Consider the following 18,237-nt stretch of genomic DNA (forward strand, 5'->3'; position numbering starts at 1 on the left):
GTGGGTCTTATCCCAAATAAACGGTTTTGGAATTGATGAACTCCAGAATACCTAATCTACTCAGCTCTCTGCCATAGCCGGATTTTTTCACTCCCCCAAATGGTAAAAGGGGATTGGAAGACACCATGGCGTTGATAAAGACTCCTCCAGATTCAATTTGGCCGGCCAGAAGTTCTGCTTTTTCCAAGTCTTTGGTCCAGATGGAGGCCCCTAGGCCAAACTCAGAATCATTTGCCAATGCAATAGCTTCTTGCTCACTTTTTACTTTGAAGAAAGTAGCTACCGGGCCAAAAAGCTCTTCGGAATAGGCAGGGCTGGAAGTGGGGATTTCTGCTAGAACAGTGGGCTGGAAATGCGCACGGTCTTGCTCGGGTTTTTCTCCTCCAAAAAGAATTTTAGCTCCTAAATCCACAGATTTCTTCACCTGGGCATAGAGCTCTTCGGCCAAGTCAGGTCTCGCCATACAGGCAAAGTCAGCGCTTTTGTCCAGCGGGTCGCCTGGGGTCAGCTTTTCTAATTCTGCCATGAAAAAAGTGGCAAACTGATCATAAATTTCTTCTGCTATGATAAAGCGCTTAGCAGCTATGCAGCTTTGCCCAAAATTCAACATTCTGGCCTTTACCGCTGTCTCAGCTGCTGCCTGTACATCTGCATCTTGCAGTACTATAAAAGGGTCACTTCCGCCGAGTTCCAGCAGAGATTTTTTAATGTGTTTACCAGCAGAGGCAGCTACTGCACTTCCTGCTTTCTCGCTTCCCGTGAGAGTTACGGCTTTTATTCTTTGGTCAGAAATCAGCTCAGTAGCTGCCTCGGAGTTGATGAGCAGACTTTGGAATACGCCTTCTGGGAAACCTGCTTTGGTAAAAACCTCTTCTATGGCCAATGCACACTGGGGCACATTGGAAGCGTGCTTGAGCATTCCCACGTTGCCGGCCATAAGAGTAGGGGCTGCAAATCTGAACACCTGCCAGAACGGGAAATTCCAGGGCATGACAGCCAAAATGATCCCAAGTGGCTGGTGGAGTATCTTGGCTTTTTTGCCATCGGCTAGATTGATGGGCTCAGGGGCCAAAAATTCCTCGGCATTTTCAGCATAGTATTCACACACCCAGGCGCATTTTTCGATTTCCGCTTGGGATTCCTTGATCACCTTACCCATTTCCTGTGAAATGATCTTGGCATATTTCTCTTTTTGCTCCCGCAAAACCTGGGCAGCTCGGTTCATGAGCTTGGACCGTTCGGCAAAGTCATTTTTTTTCCACAGCGAAAAAGCCAACGTGCCGGCATCCAGCTTCTGCTCGATTTCGTCATTGGACAGGTGGGGAAATTCTGCTAGTGTTTCCTGAGTGTAAGGATTAATGGATTTGAGTAGTGTCATTTTTCTATGGGTTTTCCTGCAGCTTTCCAAGCGTCTATGCCGCCTTCCAGAGAATAGATGGAAGTGAAACCGCTTTCAAGCATGCGCCTGGCAGCTTGTTCGGATCTCACGCCGGCTTTGCAGTACAAGATGTACGTTTTGTTTTTGTCCAGTTTTGCTGTTTGCTGCTGAAATGTTTCGCTTTTGATATCAATGGGTTTTGCTCCTTTCAAATGTCCTTCTGCCACTTCTTCTGGTGTTCTCACGTCAATCAGCACGACCGCTTCAGAATCCTTTGCTAATTTTTCGGTTTGGGCAGGGCTGAGTGTTTTGACGGCTTGATTTTGGGCAAAACAGTAGCCCGAGGCCAGCGTGACCAGAAGAACAACGGTCAAAAGAAATTTGGGAGTTTTCATGATATTGAGTTTGATGTAAACATTTGGGGTTTCATATTGAAATGAAAATTTAGCAAGAATTAAATCAAATGTCTACGAAGATCGCGCTCATCTCAGACTCACACAGTTACATTGATCACAAAACGCTGACCTATCTCCAAGATGCAGATCAAATATGGCATGCAGGGGATATTGGGGATGATTCAGTCATGAAAGCTTTACCGCCTGGAAAGCCAGTACGGGCGGTTTTTGGCAATATTGACGATGCGGCCACACAGCAGGAATATCCCGAATGGCAGGAGTTTACTTTGGAAAATGTAAAGGTGCTGATGACACATATCGGGGGGAAACCTCCCCGGTACGCCAAGGGAATCAAAGCCAGAATAAAGGAATCCGCTCCTCAGCTTTTTATCTGCGGACATTCTCATATCTGCAAAGTTCAATTTGATTCCGCGCTAAACTGTCTCTACATGAATCCCGGGGCTATAGGTCAGCAGGGGTTTCATACGATGCGGACTATGCTGCTATTTGAGCTGGATGCTGGGCAGGTGAAAAACCTGCGGGTGGTAGAGTTGGGGAAGAGAGGGAAGTTAAATGTTTAAGTTTTCGGTCACAGTGATCAGTCACCGCGAAGACCTTTCTGCACAAATAATAAAGTGACTAAGCAATTACGCTCCTTGTCCGGTTCTGTGTCCCTTGGGGTTACAGAGCACAAAAAAAAAGGCGATCAGATGATCGCCTTCAATGTTTTTAAGCAGGAATTATTATTTCCCGAAAGACTTTTTAAGTTCTTCTACATCCACGTTTTTGATTACAGGCTTAGCAGACAACTGCTTGATCTTAATCACACGGGTGTTCTGAGATTGTCTTTTTCTTCTAAGTTTTCTCTTCAGAGTTGTAACTGCCATGGTCGTATGTATTAAATTATCTATTGTTTCGAAACGAGTCGCAAAAGTAAACAATCATTTCTTTTTAGCCTAAAATAATTTAGGATTTAATTGAAGGACTTTGGGGAATCATCCCTTCGTTTCCCATTTTTTGAATAAATTTGGCAGCTAATCACCAAAAATTAAGCTATGCAAAAGCCAAGTTTGCCAAAAGGAACCAGGGATTTTGGCCCTATCCAGATGGCCAGAAGGAACTTTATCCTAGACTCCATCAAGGAAACTTTTCAACTTTTTGGTTTTAGTCAGATTGAAACTCCTGCCATGGAAAATCTGAACACCCTCACCGGAAAGTACGGGGATGAAGGTGACCAATTGCTTTTTAAGATTCTCAATAGCGGTGATTACCTGAAAAAAGTATCGGACGCTGACCTTACAGCAGGCTATCAGACCACACTGCCTAAGGTCTCTGAGAAGGGCCTGCGCTACGACCTGACCGTTCCTTTTGCGAGATTCGTAGTGATGAACAGGAATGAGCTCAGCTTTCCCTTCAAAAGATACCAGATCCAGCCCGTGTGGAGAGCTGACCGTCCGCAAAAAGGCCGTTACAGAGAGTTCTACCAGTGCGATGCCGATGTGGTAGGGACGGATAGTTTGCTTTGCGAAGCAGAAATAATTCTGATGATCCGCTCAGTTTTCAAGAAGCTGAAGCTGGAGGACTACAGTATAAAAATTAACAACCGGAAGGTCCTGACCGGGATTTCGGAAGCTATAGGTGAGGCAGGAAAAGAAGGCCCGCTATGCGTAGCTATAGATAAACTGGATAAAATTGGTTGGGAAAAGGTAAAAGAAGAACTTTCTGAGCGAGGCTTTGGTACCTCATCCATCGAAAAGCTGGCGCCACTGGTTCATCTTGAAGCAGATCAAGCAGGAACGCTGTCCTTTTTGAAAGAGTTTCTAGCTAGTAGTGAAGTGGGGCTTGAAGGAGTGAGAGAACTGGAGGAAGTATTTCAGATTTTGAAAGCCATGGGCGAAAGCCTGGATTTCGTGGATTTGGATATCATGCTTGCCAGGGGCTTATCCTACTACACTGGAGCGATTTTCGAAGTGAAAGTGAACCATGTTTCCATTGGCTCAGTGAGTGGAGGAGGTAGGTATGATAATTTGACCGGAGTATTTGGACTGAAGGGAGTTTCCGGCGTTGGTTTCTCCTTTGGTGTGGATAGATTGTATGATGTACTGGAAGAGTTGGGACTGTTTCCGGATGATCAATTACAAAGTACAAAGGTTTTATTGGCGCACTTTGATGCGCAGGCCTATAGCTATGCGATGGGACTATTGCAAAAAATCCGGGAAGCAGGAATCAAAGCGGAGCTTTATCCCGACGTGACTAAAATGAAAAAACAGCTTGATTTTGCATCCAAGAAGGCTATTCCTTATGTGGCGATCTGTGGAGATGAGGAAATAAAAACAGGCACCGTGTCGCTGAAGAATCTCGATACGGGTGAGCAGGAACAGCTGAGCATGGAAGCCTGTCTTGAGAGACTGAAGGATTAAGTTACTTTCAGAATAGCGTGGACCGGAATGGTAATACCTCCTTTGAGGGAAATAAAATCATTGCCGACAGCCCAGACCGTAGTGTCGACTTGGTAGTTTTGGCCATCGGAGGTTTCGAAAATCAGCTTTACTTTAGATTGAAGTAAATTTCCTAAGGTCTGTGAGCGATAGAGATCAGCCATCCGCTGCTTTCTCTCTTCGGGATCGACCAGCACTTCTTTTTTGGAGAATGTGAGTTGGGAAATGGATTCCTTTTGAATGGTTTCAATAGTTTTCATATGCGAGAGGTTTGATTAATATGTTCACCAAGGCAAAGGAGGCAGTTTTGAAATCTTAGTGTTAAAACTCCTTTAACATTCCATTTGTTTTAGCGGGCTTGACTGATATATCGAAGTAAAACCAAGAAAATTTACGTAAAATCCGGCAATGATTTTCAGGATTTAATTCACCGAATAAAAAATATTTTCAAGGGCTTAGGAAAGGGAGGGAACCCGCCAGTCCTTTCTTAAGTTTCTGTTTACTAGGTTACAAAGACAATTAAAAAAAGAACATATGTTTGATATCATGGGAATGATGGGCAAAGTCAAAGAAGCCCAGGCGAAAATCAAAGAGACCCAGGCGCAACTGGTGCACCTTACCGCTAGCGGTGAGTCCGGAGCAGGGCTGGTGAAGGTGACTGTAAATGGTGACCGCAAAGTGGTGAAAATCGATATGGATGAATCTCTGCTTTCTCCAAAGGATAAGGAAATGCTCAGCGATCTGATCGTGGCAGCGACCAATATTGCAATGGAATCCATAGAAGGGCAGATCAAAGAAGAGATGAAAAAAGCTACGGAAGGGATGATGCCGAACATTCCCGGGATGGACCTAGGTAGCATGTTTGGATGAAATCCTGCGCGATAGTCATATTGAATTACAATGGGGAAGAAATGTTGAAGACATTTCTTCCTTCTGTTTGTGCGCATAGTAAATTCGATATTTGGGTCATAGACAATGCCAGTACTGACCTGTCTCTGGAGGTATTGGCAACTGATTTTCCGCAGGTGAAATGCCTACAGCAAGTGGCTAACCTAGGTTTTGCAGCAGGCTATGATGAGGGACTTCAGGAGCTCAAAGACCAGTACCAGTACTACATTCTGCTCAATTCGGATGTAGAAGTGACTGAGGGCTGGGATTTGGACTTGATCAACTGGATGGATAAGCATCCCGAATACGCAGCAGCACAACCTAAAATCCTTTCCTACCCTGATAAAGCTCAGTTTGACTATGCGGGAGCAGGAGGTGGATTCTTGGATGCGTATGGATATCCCTATTGCCGGGGCAGGATCTGGGATCATCTAGAGAAAGACCAGGGGCAATATAATGACAGCATAGATGTAGACTGGGCTTCCGGAGCTTGTATGGTGGTAAAATCCTCAGTTTTCCATGAATTGTCCGGCTTTGACCCAAGTTTTTTTGCCCACATGGAAGAAATAGACCTATGCTGGAGGATGCGTAGATCAGGTTGGAAAATTGCTTACCTGGGACAGGTGTCGGTATTTCACCTCGGAGGCGGTACCCTTGATAGGTCCAGTCCCCGCAAACTCTACCTGAATGTCAGAAACAGCCTGAGCATGATTTACAAAAATGAATCTGTATGGGCCTTCAGAAGGATATTTTTGGTAAAATCTATGCTAGAGCATCTGGCGGCCATGAATTATGTCAAAGACGGGAAAAAAGCCTATTCCGATGCCATACTAAATGCCTACAGAGATTTTAGAATGCAGAAAAAATCTATGAGTAAATTTGTTCCGGTAGAAAATGATAAACCCGAAGTACCTAGACAAGGCAAAGTGACCCTGGTGTTTTGGGATTGGAGAGTAAGAGGAAAGAAGACCTTTGGACAGCTTTAATCAAAAAGTAAAGGATTGTTTTTCTTCCTGAAAAATTTTCTGATTTTCATCGTCATCGCCATGGACACATATAAAATCACCGGTGACCCCATAGTGACAAAAGATGCATAAATAAAGAATAAACGAATACTGTCAATCGGGAAATTAAACTTTTCGCCAAGACGGGAGCATACACCAAATGCTCGCTCTTCGAAGAATATTTTCAGCTTTTCCATGGTGTGTGGCAGTTTAGTTGCGGTAAATTTACAAAAAAGACTCGTGAATCAATAAATAAGAATGGTGTATAGATTGTTTAAAATTAATCCTGTAATCTGTTTCATTGCAATTTTAATCTCCCTTTCGAGCTCAAGAATGATGCCCGAAACCGAATTTTTGCAAGATGCTGAGGTGACTCCGGCCAAGCTGAAGTTTGATCGGGATACCGTAAGCTTTACAGTCAAGGGCACCATACCTATCCAATCTGCCCTGAGTCCCAAAAACCCTAGAGTAAATTTAATCTTTAAATCTTCTGAAAAAACACTGGAACTAGGCGAGCTGGATTTGACTAAGAAGGTGGCCGAGTATACCTATGATAAATCATTCATCCTAGCTTATGAACCATGGATGGAAGGGGCTTTTCTGGAGATTCATTTTTATATGGGGAAAAAATCCATCGATGAACCCAATGAAAAGAAGGTTCTGGCCAGAGGTGTGATCACCACACCGCTCATGGCAAAAGTGGGCAAAGTCTATCCCGATGAACCCATCCCTCAAATCGGCCTTTTTATTTCCACAGGAGCACTGGATGCTGATCTCACCCGCACCCGTGAGTTTTTGGTGAAGTTTGCTCCGGGTTCTTCTACTGTAAGTCAAAATGCGGCCACCAAGGCTACTTTGGATGAAATTAAGGTATTTCTCACCGAAAACTCCTCCATTTCCTCATTTACCATCACAGGTCTGCAATCACCTGAAAGCAGCGAAGGGAGAAATAGTAAACTGGGAATGGATAGGGCAGAGGCAGTTCGCCAATTGCTCGAAGAATCTTCCATTTCCATCAGGGATTCAGTGCTGAAGGTTGCCTCCCGTTGGCACGATTGGTTTGATTTCAGACTCTTGCTGCGAAGCTATGAGAAGCTTTCTACCCAGCGAAAGGATCAATATTACAAGGTGCTGCTGAATGAGGCTGATTATGAAAGTCAGGCAGCGGACTTGAAAAAGATTCCTGGCTTCAATCAAGTAGCCAGAGACTTGTTTCCAAATCTACGTGCAGTCAGGATAGAGGTGGCCGCGAAGCCCCAGCCCGGATTGGATCCAGTACAGGCCGGATTGCTACAAAAGGCCCTGGATGACCAAAGTGGAGCCAATTCTTTGGACCTGGCAGACTGGTTGATCGCAGGAGAGACCAGTCCTAGATTAGAAGATAAGGAAAAGATCTATAGTAAGATGACCGAGCTTTTCCGCTCAGTAATCCCTTATAATAACCTAGCAGTGGTGAAAATGCGGCAGGCACAGCGGACCTTAGCTCAGCAGAGCAAGGACAGTCTATGGAGTCAGGCGAATATGCTGCTTTACCAGGCTTCAAAGATTGATACAAACCCATACGTCATGCATAATCAAGGGCAGATTCTGGTGCTGCAGGGTAAAAGCTGGGAAGCCTATAAAAAGCTTTCAGATGCATCAGTACTGACCAGGGATCCCGAGTTTTTAAAATACAATGAAAGTTTGCGGGGTGCTTTGGATATTATGCGGGGAGATTTCAAACTGGCTACCCTACGCTTCGAATATGATTACGCTGAACCCAAATATTTTTTCAATAAGGGATTAGCCTATTTTTTAGCGGAAGATTATGCAAATGCCAGCTTGTCCTTTGAGGAGTCGGTCATGTCGGGCAGAAACTTTGGTTATGGGTTTTATGGGCTGGCTATGATAGCTGCGGAAAGTGGCCAAAAAGAAGTGGCTCTAATCCAATTGGAAAAGGCGATTCATCTCAGTGAGCTACTTTATCAAAAAGCTTTGGTGGATCCGATTTTCGAAGAAATCAGGAATTCTGAAGAGTTTTTTCAAATTTTTAGGTCATCCGTTGCGGAAAGTGAAAAATAAGTAACAATTCTTTAAAGATTTGGCTAAAAGATTAATACCAAATTTCAAAATTGTATTTTTCTAATTTTTTTGTTGATAGGAATTTTACACTAAATTGACACTGTATTTGATGTTTCAGTAGATGATTAGTGCATAAGACCTAGTAAAATCCAAATTTTATTTTCGTGTTTGGATTTGAATTTTGTTTTAGAATCTTTAACATTGAGGCTTAAGTACAATTAACGTAACCCAAAATATTTAGCCTATGACCTATTCTACTTAGCTGTAGTACGCCCACTCGTTTTGCATCAATTACAGATGCAGACTCAAACCTAAAGGTTTCTAATTTAGCTGGTTTTCAAACCACGGTATAATCGCAAATACATTTCCTGTAATCCTGGAGATGATTTCCTGCAATTAGTTCAAGCAAGATCGCAATCGATTGCGAAAACAATTACCAAAGACAAGTATTTGAAATTAATCTTGTTACCCAATCTATCTATGTATATGAAAAATGTTTACAAAAATCTAAGTGCATTATTAGTGCTCTTAGTCCTTACTGGAGCGGCTGCCTTCGCGCAAAAGACCGTTACCGGTACAGTATTGGACGAATTTGACGTCGGTCTCCCTGGCGCTTCCATCCTCATCAAAGGAACTACCACCGGTACGACCACCGATATTGATGGCAAATTCTCCCTAGAAGTTCCAAGCAACGACGCAGTTTTAGTTTTCTCCTTTATAGGTTATGCTAAAGTAGAAGAAGTGGTAGGGAACAGAAGTGTGATTGACCTCAAACTGCAGCCAGATGAGACTTCTCTGACGGAGTTGGTAGTTACAGGGTATACCATTGACAGCAGAAGAGAAACTACCGGAGCTATTGCCACGGTGGATGCTAAAGATCTCGCTGTAATTCCTACTGGTAACGTGGAACAGGCCCTTCAGGGACGTGTTTCAGGGGTTACCGTAATTACCAACGGTCAGCCTGGTACCTCCTCAATCATTCGTGTTCGTGGATTTGGTGCCTTCGGGGGTAACCAGCCATTATACGTTGTGGACGGAGTACCTGTAGGGTCTACAGACTTTTTGAATCCAGATGATATTGAATCTACCACGGTATTGAAAGATGCTGCGGCAGCTTCCATTTATGGTGCTAGAGCGGCAAGTGGTGTGATTATCTATACTACCAAAAGAGGTAAGAGAGGTAATCAAAAATTGAGAGTAGATTACAACGGGATGTTTGGTATGACCACGCCAGGTGAAGGGATTGATATGATGAATCCTCAGGACCAAGCAACTTACACTTGGCTAGCAGAGACTAATGCTGCGGCTGCGGAAGGTAGAGATGTGAATTATAGCCATCCACAGTTTGGCACAGGTGCTACACCTGTATTGCCATACTATATCAGAGTGGGTAGCGAAGCTGGCGTAGCAGGTCCATTCTCTGCGGATAGATTGGCAGAAGAAGCGGCCAAATACAATGTGGATTATGGTAAGGGACCTATCTACCAACTGGTAAGAGCTGCTACTGGTGAAGGTACCGATTGGTATGATGCTATCACCCGTACAGCTCCCTTAAACAGGCACTCCATAGGAGTAAATGGAGGTTCTGAATTTAGTAGATTCTTTGTCGGTTTCGGTTTTCAGGATCAAGCAGGTATCTTGAAAAACAACGATTTGAGGAGAATGACTCTTCGTGCAAACTCAGAATTTGATATTACCAATAGAATCCGGATAGGAGAAAACTTCCAGGCTACTTACAGAAGAGTATTGGGTCAATCAGGTGGAAATGGCGGACAAGGCGTTGCGCGGGATGAAAACTCTATTTTGGGTGCTTTCCGTATGTCGACTATCATCCCAATTTATGATGAGTTTGGTGGATATGCAGGTACTGCGGCTCAAGGGTTTAACAACCCTAGAAACCCGGTAGCTGAAAGAGATGCATTGGTAGATAACAGAAACTTCAATGCAAATATTTTCGGAAACGTATATGCGGAAATCGATTTGATCAAGGACTTAACGTTCAGAACATCCATTGGTGGTCAGTATAATAACTACTACTACTATAACTATTCCAGACGTCAATACGAAAACTTAGAGAATAACTCCGCTTTTGGATATTCAGAAGGTTCTGGGTATAACTTCGCATGGACCTTTACGAATACCTTGACTTACAAAAAGACATTTGATAAGCATGCTTTTGACTTCTTGGGAGGTATAGAAGCCTTGAACACAGGTTCAGGTAGAAATATTGATGCATCCGGTCAAAATCCATTCTCTCAGGATCCGGACTTTATCACCATATCTAATTTGCCAGTATCTTCTAGAATTGTTAATTCTGGACTATATAGAGGTGTAAACTTCTACTCCTTATTCGGTAGATTAAATTATACTTACAACGATAAGTATCTTTTCAGTGCAGTAGTAAGGCGTGACGGTTCTTCTAGATTTGGTGAAAATGCCAGATATGGTGTGTTCCCGGCTTTCTCTGCGGCATGGAGGATTTCTTCTGAAGGATTCCTTTCCGGTTCTACTTGGATTGATGATCTGAAGATCCGTGGTGGTTGGGGACAAATGGGTAATTCCAATAATGTGGATCCAAATAACCAATATTCCTTGTTTGGAGGAGATATCGGAGCATCTTCTTATGATATTAATGGTTCCAACTCTTCGGCCATCATAGGTTTCCGAAGAACAAGAATCGGTAACCCAAATGCCCAATGGGAAACTGCTGTTACCCAGAATATAGGGTTTGACGGTACTTTCTTCAACGGCAGAATGGATGTGATCTTTGATCTTTGGAAAAAAGACACCAAAGACCTCTTGTTCCAAGTGCCAATTCCATCAACTGCAGGTTATAATGCCGCTGCTCCTGCTGTGAATATCGGTGAAATGCTCAACCAGGGTGCTGACCTTTTGGTAGCATTTAGAGGTAACCTTACTTCTGATTTCACCTATGAGGTTTCTGTGAATGGTTCTCTACTAAAGAATGAGATCGTTTCCCTAGCTCCAGGATTGACAGTAATTACCTCTGCCAACCCTTCTTTCAGAGGGATAGAGCCGATCCGAAACATGGTAGGTGAGTCTCTTTCTTCTTTCTTTGGATATGAAGTTGAAGGCTTGTTCAGTTCTGCAGAAGACGTAGCGAACCATGCTATTCAGGATGGCGCGGCTCCTGGTAGATTCAAGTTCAGAGATGTGGATGGAGATGGTGAAATTACTCCTGACGATAGAAAAATTCTAGGCGCACCAATTCCTGATTTCACAGGTGGTATGAATTTCACTTTAGGCTATAAAGGATTTGATCTTTCCGCTTACCTATATACTTCTATCGGAAATGAGATCTGGAACCAGTCCAAGTGGTTTACTGATTTCTATTCCACTTTCGAAGGTGCCGCGACTTCAGAGCGTTTGAAAAATGCCTGGACACCACAGAATCTTAATGCTACTACTCCAATTGTAGAAAAAGCAGCAAACTTCTCTACTTCAAACGTAGGTAACTCTTTCTATGTAGAAGACGGTTCATATTTAAGATTGCAGAACGTAACGCTAGGCTACACGCTACCTCCTTCCTTGTTGGAGAAGTGGAAGCTTGAGCGATTGAGAGTATTTGCTTCCGCAAATAACTTGTTCACTATTACTGGTTACGAAGGACTTGATCCAGCTGTAGGTGGTGATGCTGATTTGACTTTCGGTATCGATGTAGGTAACTATCCGGTTACCCGTGGTTATACTTTCGGTCTAAACGTAAGCTTCTAAGCTTTTCAAGCAACTAGAATCGAGTTATAGAAACTATAATAGATTAAACTTATGAAAAATATAAAATTAAAAGTCGGTGCTTTACTTGCCTCCACAGCGATGATGCTGGCGGTGAGTTGTAGCGATGATTTCTTGGAAATTGCACCTACTGGCTTATTGTCAGAGGCGCAGTTGACATCCTTAGCTGGATTGGATGCGTCCTTGATAGCTGCATATTCACAAGTGAATGGACGAAACTTCCGTATGGCTTCTCCTTCCAACTGGGTATGGGGAAGTATTCGTGGTGGAGACGCCAATAAAGGAACGGATCCTGGTGATTTCAACACCATTAACCCTATTCAGCGATTTGAAACTGATGCTACCAATGGCAACCTTTTAGAAAATTGGAATGGTCTGTACGAAGGGATCGCTAGATCAAATAATGTATTGAGACTATTGCTAAATAAAGGTGAAGATGTCACAGATGCAGATGTAGTGAGACTATCGGCTCAGGCTAGATTCCTCAGAGGTCACTACTATTTCCAGTTGAAGCGAAATTTCGATAATGTTCCTTATGTAGATGAGAACATAGATTATGGATCTGGATTGGAAGAAGTGGTAAATAATGTGGATATCTGGCCTATGATAGAGGCAGATTTTCAGTATGCTGCAGACAATCTTCCCGAGACTCAAAGCCAGGTAGGTCGTGTGAATATGTGGGCTGCAAAGGCTTATCTTGCCAAGACCTATTTGTATCAAAATAAATTCGGAGAGGCTAAGACTTTGTTTGACGATATCATCGCAAATGGCCAGACTAGCAATGGTTTGAAGTACGGCTTACTGGATGATTATGGTAACTTGTTCAGAGGTGAGTATGACAATAGCCTAGAGTCTGTATGGTCTTATCAGTCGGCTGCAGGTACAGGATCTGTCAATAATGCTAATCCAGAGTTTGACTTGAACAACCCATACAATTCTGCCGCTCCAGGAGTTTGCTGTGGGTTCTTTGCGCCAAGCTTTACATTCGTAAATTCATTCCGGGTAGATGCTAATGGCCTTCCATTGCTGGATGGTTCTTATAATTCTGCTGCCAATGCTGTGAAAAACGATTATGGTATCGCAACAGGCGATCCGTTTACAATTGACCAGGGACCGATTGATCCACGTGTAGATCACACTGCAGGTAGAAGAGGTATTCCTTATATCGATTGGCAAGATCATCCAGGACAATCCTGGATCAGACAGCAAGCCTATTCTGGGCCATATTCTGTGAAGAAATATGTATACTCTACCACAGAAGTAGGATCATTTCAGGATAACAGCTCTTGGACTCCAGGTTACACAGGAATCAACGTAGCTATCATCCGATTTGCAGACGTATTGTTGATGGCAGCAGAAGCAGAAATCGAGGCAGGAAGCCTGGAGAAAGCCAGAGAATATGTGAACATGGTCAGAGAGCGAGCGAGTAATTCCAAGATCATGAAACTTGATGGTAGTGGTGAAGCTGCAAACTATGAAGTAGGTCTTTACACTTCGCCTTGGACTGATGCAGCTACTGCTAGAATGGCTGTTCGTTTTGAAAGAAAGCTGGAGCTTGGAATGGAAGGACATAGATTCTATGACCTTGTGCGTTGGGGTACAGCTGAATCTGAGTTGAATGCTTATTTGGCATACGACGGAGGGCTTCTTTTGAACGCGCTTGGTGGAGCTACTTATACTGATAAGCATAAGATTCTACCTATTCCTCAGAACCAAATTGACTTGGTAGGTCCAGATATTCTAATACAGAATCCTGGTTTCTAATTCAACCTGAATTTTATAGTAAAAGGGAGGCTTTTTAGTCTCCCTTTTTTTTACACAATTCTGGAATAAAACGGCTTATTTTTTCTTGTATGCCACAAAAATGCTAATTTCAGCATTACCCATTTACCCAATTTATTTATTATGAAGTTTACCCTGCAAGCCTTGTTGGTCCTTTCATTGGTTGCGCTTGTTTCCTGCACAAAAAATGAGACACTTTACGAGCAATTATCACCCTCTTCTACTGGAATTGATTTTAATAATAGTATAATCGAAACAGACGAGTTTAATATTCTCACAGACGAGTATATATTCAATGGAGGAGGAGTAGCAGTGGCAGATTTTGACCAAAATGGTTTGCCTGATTTATTTTTCACAGGAAACCAAGTTCCAAATAAACTCTACCTAAATTCTGGTGACTTTAAGTTTGAGGATGTGACAGATCTAGCAGGCGTAGCAGCTGCAGATCAGTGGTGTACCGGCACAGCAGTGGTAGATATCAATGGTGACGGTTGGATGGATGTCTATGTAGCTTCAGCTATGAAAACCGGTCCTGGTGAGCGAAATAACCTGCTTTTTGTCAATCAGGGAAAAAATGCCAATGGAGAAATCACCTTTAAAGAAATGGCTGCTGAGTATGGAATCGATGATTCTGGTAATGCCATGTGGGCCGCATTTTTAGATTATGACTTAGATGGAGATCTGGATTTATTTGTGCTAAATAATGAGCAAAGCAGGAGTGTCCCCAGTAACTATAGAAAGAAGATCGAGGATGGGTCTGCCATAAACAATGATGCTTTTTATAGAAATAACGGTGACGGCACATTTACTAATGTCACGATAGAAGCAGGGATTACTATAGAAGGATATGGGCTAGGGGTTTTGGTGGCAGATCTCAATAATGATGGCTGGCCGGACATACACGTAAGTAATGATTACGTGACAAATGATATACTTTATATCAATAATCAAGACGGTACTTTTTCGAATCAATCCAGAGAATTTCTCAGGCACCAAAGCCAGTTTTCCATGGGGGCAGATATCGCCGATTTCAACAATGACTCCAAACCAGATATCATCACTTTGGACATGTTAGGGGAGGATAACTACAGAAAGAAAACGACCATTGGTAATAATTCCTATCAAGTCTATCTAAGCAATGAACAATGGGGATATGAATACCAATATGTACGAAATATGCTCCAAATGAATAACGGTAAAAATGTTCCGTTCAGCGAAATAGGAATGATGGCCGGGGTGTATCAGACTGACTGGAGCTGGGCGCCCCTTTTTGGAGATGTGGACAACGATGGTCACCGAGATTTGTTGGTTACCAATGGTTTCCCTAGGGATATTACCGATAAGGATTTTGCAAATTACCGAGCTGATGTAGGGAGCATAGCCACTATCCGACAGCTTCTGGATTCCATTCCTATTGTGAAGATTCCAAATTATGCTTTCAAAAACAATGGGGATTTGACCTTTGCTGATGAGGGCGCAGCCTGGGGATTAAATAAACCTTCTTTTTCTAACGGAGCAGCTTTTGTCGATCTGGATGGAGATGGTGACCTAGATTATGTAGTCAATAATATCAATGATCCGGCTTTTGTCTTTGAAAATAAGCTTAATAACACGGAGAAAAAACATAATTACCTAAGGATAAAACTGCAAGGGACGGCTCAGAATCCGCAGGGACTAGGAGCGAAAGTCAGGTTATCATTGACTGATGGCAAGGAACTTTACCAAGAGCAGCAGGTGGTAAGAGGATACATGTCATCAATAGATGAGGTGATGCATTTTGGATTGGGAGAGCAGGTGTCTGTGGCAAATGTAGAAGTGGTCTGGCCTGATGGAAGAGCAGAAATACGGGAAAATGTAGCAGCTAACCAGCTAATTAGCTTTGAGCATAATGCTGCCAAACCCGGTCCCACCAGCGTAGCTTTGCTATCTGATAAAGAAGTGAATGCTGTTTTTCGGGAAGTGTCAGATCAAAAGGGGTTAAATTATCAGCATGAAGAAGAGGATATTATAGACTTCAACGTGCAGCGTGTGATCCCGCACAAGTTAAGTCAGTATGGGCCTAGCCTGGCCGCTGGAGATGTGAACGGGGATGGGCTACAGGACTTAATCGTAGGCTCAGCAGCAGATTATGCACCTCAACTATTTCTACAGAATGGATTAGGTGAATTCACCCAAAGAGAATTGCTTCCCGGAGAGAATCAATTCTTTGAAGAAATGGGGATGTTGCTGTTTGATTTGGACAATGATGGGGATTTAGATCTATATCTGGTTAGCGGTAGTTCCGAATTCAAAGCCGGTTCGGCAGAATATACAGATAGACTTTATCTAAATGATGGTAAAGGTAACTTCAGCTTAAACAAGGATTTTTCTGGTATAAAAGCCAGTGGAACCACCGTACGTGGAGCAGATTACGATGGAGATGGGTTTGTAGATTTGTTCGTAGGGGGTCGTACTGCTATAGCACAGTTTCCCTTTCCAGACCGAAGTTTCTTGCTTAGAAATGTAGATGGGGTGCTTCAGGACGTGACCGATGAGGCTGCACCTGATCTGAGAAAAGTAGGCATGGTGACCGATGCCATCTGGTCGGATGTGGATCTGGATGGGCAGGTTGACCTGGTGGTAGTGGGAGAGCTAATGGAAATCACTATTTTCAAAAATTACGATGGTCGCTTTGCTAAGCTGGAGAATACCGGACTTGAGCAATATTTTGGTTGGTGGAATTCTATAATACCGGGAGATTTTGATCAAGATGGAGATACGGATTTCATCGTAGGGAACTTGGGTGAAAATAATTATCACCACCCTTCAGCTGAAAGACCAGTGAAAATCTACGCCAAAGACTTTGATAATAATGGCAGTATTGACCCCATTACTTTTGCCTATTATAAGGATAGAAATGGAGTGTATAATTCCTTTCCTAGCCACTTCTGGGGCGATTTGTATGGACAAAGCACCTTGTTTAGAAGGAAATTTGAGCGGTATAAATTGTATGCTTTGACAGATGAGAAAAGTCTTTTTACAGAAAGTGAGAAGCAGGATGCGCTGATTCTGACTGGGAATTATGATAAAACGGCTTTCGTCAGAAATCTAGGTGGAGGTAAATTTGAAATCAGCAGACTGCCAACTCCTGCCCAAATAGCGCCGGTAAATGGGATGACTACCGCTGATGTAAATGGAGATGGTAAATTGGATGTGTTGATGGTGGGCAATGATTATGGAAATGAGATTTTTGTGGGTAGGCTGGATGCTTTTATAGGCTTGGTTTTGATAGGAGATGGAGCAGGGGGATTTACTCCTATGAGTCCGGCTGAAAGTGGTTTTGTGGTGCCTGGTGACGCAAAAGCACTGGTGAAAATCTTTGACCCGAAGGGAAAGCCATTCTTTGTAGCCTCGCAAAACCGAGGAAAACTTATGACCTACGAGTCCAAAACTGAGCAGGAAAATACCCAGACTATTACGCCGGGCCTGGAGGTCATGGCGGTGGTATTGGACCTTGGAAATGGCAAAAAAGAAAGGATTGAAACCAGCCTTGGTTCAGGGTTTTTGTCCCAGTCAGGAAGACAAATCACTATCCCCCATGAGGTGCAGCAGGTGGAGCTGATCGATTACAAAGGCAATATTGAGGTGATGGAAATGAAAAGCATGAAGTGATCAGCGGTAGATTTCTCCGGGTTTGGCTTCGCAAATATCAAGCATGAGCTGAGCGACTTTGTCTGTCACATCTTCCAGATATTTCCTCCCTTTTTCTGGGGAGGATTTTTTTGGATTCCCTATCCCGGTGTCATCAGTTACATCAGACCATTTTCTTTCTGCCCAAGCCCATTTCTCCCGCACCCCTTGAATGATGGATTTCTTTTCAGCACCGTCCCCCGCCTGCTCCAAGGGAAGAACTAGCTCAGGGTGCAAGTGCATAATAATGGAAGTTTCCATTTCGTCGGCATGGTCGCCTTCCTCTTCGAAATATTTCGTTTTGTCCAGGGATTGGAACCAGTTGCAGGTGAAAAGCATCATTTCCGGAAATTGTAATCCCAATTCCCGAAGCATGGTTTTAAAGTCATTTCCTCCATGGCTATTGACGATTAATAGTTTTTTGGTTCCCTGTCGATCCAGCACCGTAATAATGTCTTTTAAAATCAACATCTGGGTACTGGGGTTAAGGTTGATATCCAAGTAGATATCAGATTGCCCGGTGTTCACACCGAAGGGGATGGAGGGTAATATGGTCACATTTGCTCCTTTGGCCCAAGCTTTTTTACCTGCTTGCTCGGCCACGGCATCAGCTTCATACACGTCTGTGCCATAAGGCAGGTGATAGTTATGTGCTTCTGTAGCTCCCCATGGCAAAACAGCCAGATCAAAACGGTGTGTTTCAAGGTTTTTCCAATTGGATTCTTTGAGCAGGTAAGGCTTCATAGTTTGGTTGTTTCGTCAAGTGTAAAGGATCACTAAAAGTAAATCGACAGTTGTGTTGAATAGTAGGATTGAGGAATTTCAAATGAATTGAAGGATGGTAGGACGATTTAAAGTCAATTTTAATA

Annotated in this window: 14 protein-coding genes; 8 read left to right on the forward strand and 6 right to left on the reverse strand. The window is 43.2% G+C overall.

The features are described from left to right. Window positions 1-7: 7 nt before the first annotated feature. A complete protein-coding gene (locus tag PBT90_RS03010; RefSeq protein ID WP_264808872.1) occupies window positions 8-1,378 on the reverse strand; it encodes an NAD-dependent succinate-semialdehyde dehydrogenase in 1,371 nt (456 codons plus the stop codon). Next, window positions 1,375-1,773: a rhodanese-like domain-containing protein gene (locus tag PBT90_RS03015; RefSeq protein ID WP_270131514.1), complete on the reverse strand. Its 399-nt coding sequence runs from the start codon at window positions 1,771-1,773 to the stop codon at window positions 1,375-1,377. The genes PBT90_RS03010 and PBT90_RS03015 overlap by 4 nt, the downstream gene beginning before the upstream one ends. Window positions 1,774-1,841: 68 nt before the next feature. Between PBT90_RS03015 and PBT90_RS03020 the strand changes: the two genes are divergently transcribed. Continuing rightward, window positions 1,842-2,354, forward strand: coding sequence for a metallophosphoesterase family protein (locus PBT90_RS03020; protein ID WP_270131516.1), 513 nt, complete (start codon window positions 1,842-1,844; stop codon window positions 2,352-2,354). A gap of 162 nt (window positions 2,355-2,516) precedes the next feature. On the opposite strand, the gene PBT90_RS03025 is transcribed toward PBT90_RS03020, so the two are convergent. Beyond that, on the reverse strand, window positions 2,517-2,660 hold the full coding sequence (locus PBT90_RS03025; RefSeq protein ID WP_264808876.1) for a hypothetical protein: 144 nt from the start codon (window positions 2,658-2,660) through the stop codon (window positions 2,517-2,519). Window positions 2,661-2,828: 168 nt separating this feature from the next. Here PBT90_RS03025 and hisS point away from each other — a divergent pair, with 168 nt between their 5' ends. Continuing rightward, a complete protein-coding gene (gene hisS / locus PBT90_RS03030; RefSeq protein ID WP_270131519.1) occupies window positions 2,829-4,193 on the forward strand; it encodes a histidine--tRNA ligase in 1,365 nt (454 codons plus the stop codon). Here the strand turns inward: hisS and PBT90_RS03035 are convergent. Next, entirely contained in the window at window positions 4,190-4,471 is a 282-nt protein-coding gene (locus PBT90_RS03035; RefSeq protein WP_270131521.1) for a hypothetical protein, read from the reverse strand. The two genes, hisS and PBT90_RS03035, sit on opposite strands and share 4 nt — an antisense overlap. Before the next feature lie 274 nt (window positions 4,472-4,745). On the opposite strand from PBT90_RS03035, the gene PBT90_RS03040 reads away from it, so the two are divergent. After that, window positions 4,746-5,081: a YbaB/EbfC family nucleoid-associated protein gene (locus PBT90_RS03040; RefSeq protein ID WP_270131523.1), complete on the forward strand. Its 336-nt coding sequence runs from the start codon at window positions 4,746-4,748 to the stop codon at window positions 5,079-5,081. Then, a complete protein-coding gene (locus PBT90_RS03045; protein ID WP_270131525.1) occupies window positions 5,078-6,085 on the forward strand; it encodes a glycosyltransferase family 2 protein in 1,008 nt (335 codons plus the stop codon). The genes PBT90_RS03040 and PBT90_RS03045 overlap by 4 nt, the downstream gene beginning before the upstream one ends. On the opposite strand, the gene PBT90_RS03050 is transcribed toward PBT90_RS03045, so the two are convergent. After that, window positions 6,082-6,300 carry a PspC domain-containing protein gene (locus PBT90_RS03050; RefSeq protein WP_264808882.1) on the reverse strand — a complete coding sequence of 73 codons (219 nt, stop codon included), beginning with the start codon at window positions 6,298-6,300 and terminating at the stop codon, window positions 6,082-6,084. The genes PBT90_RS03045 and PBT90_RS03050 overlap by 4 nt on opposite strands. A gap of 136 nt (window positions 6,301-6,436) precedes the next feature. Between PBT90_RS03050 and PBT90_RS03055 the strand changes: the two genes are divergently transcribed. The 4 genes from PBT90_RS03055 to PBT90_RS03070 all read left to right on the forward strand — a co-directional run bounded on the left by PBT90_RS03055 (window position 6,437) and on the right by PBT90_RS03070 (window position 17,350). Continuing rightward, window positions 6,437-8,164, forward strand: coding sequence for a TPR end-of-group domain-containing protein (locus tag PBT90_RS03055; RefSeq protein ID WP_270131527.1), 1,728 nt, complete (start codon window positions 6,437-6,439; stop codon window positions 8,162-8,164). 480 nt (window positions 8,165-8,644) lie between these two features. Then, window positions 8,645-11,899, forward strand: a complete 3,255-nt coding sequence (locus PBT90_RS03060; RefSeq protein WP_270131529.1) for a SusC/RagA family TonB-linked outer membrane protein — start codon at window positions 8,645-8,647, stop codon at window positions 11,897-11,899. Window positions 11,900-11,950: 51 nt separating this feature from the next. Then, window positions 11,951-13,681 carry a RagB/SusD family nutrient uptake outer membrane protein gene (locus PBT90_RS03065; protein ID WP_270131531.1) on the forward strand — a complete coding sequence of 577 codons (1,731 nt, stop codon included), beginning with the start codon at window positions 11,951-11,953 and terminating at the stop codon, window positions 13,679-13,681. A 141-nt stretch (window positions 13,682-13,822) separates the two neighbouring features. Beyond that, window positions 13,823-17,350: an FG-GAP-like repeat-containing protein gene (locus tag PBT90_RS03070; protein ID WP_270131533.1), complete on the forward strand. Its 3,528-nt coding sequence runs from the start codon at window positions 13,823-13,825 to the stop codon at window positions 17,348-17,350. Here the strand turns inward: PBT90_RS03070 and PBT90_RS03075 are convergent, their stop codons facing one another. Further along, window positions 17,351-18,112 (reverse strand): creatininase family protein, encoded by a 762-nt coding sequence (locus PBT90_RS03075; RefSeq protein WP_270131535.1) that lies wholly within the window; start codon window positions 18,110-18,112, stop codon window positions 17,351-17,353. It lies immediately after the preceding gene. Window positions 18,113-18,237 lie beyond the last annotated feature (125 nt).

Origin of the sequence: Algoriphagus sp. TR-M9, from assembly GCF_027594545.1 — a bacterium.
Lineage (GTDB): Bacteria > Bacteroidota > Bacteroidia > Cytophagales > Cyclobacteriaceae > Algoriphagus > Algoriphagus halophytocola.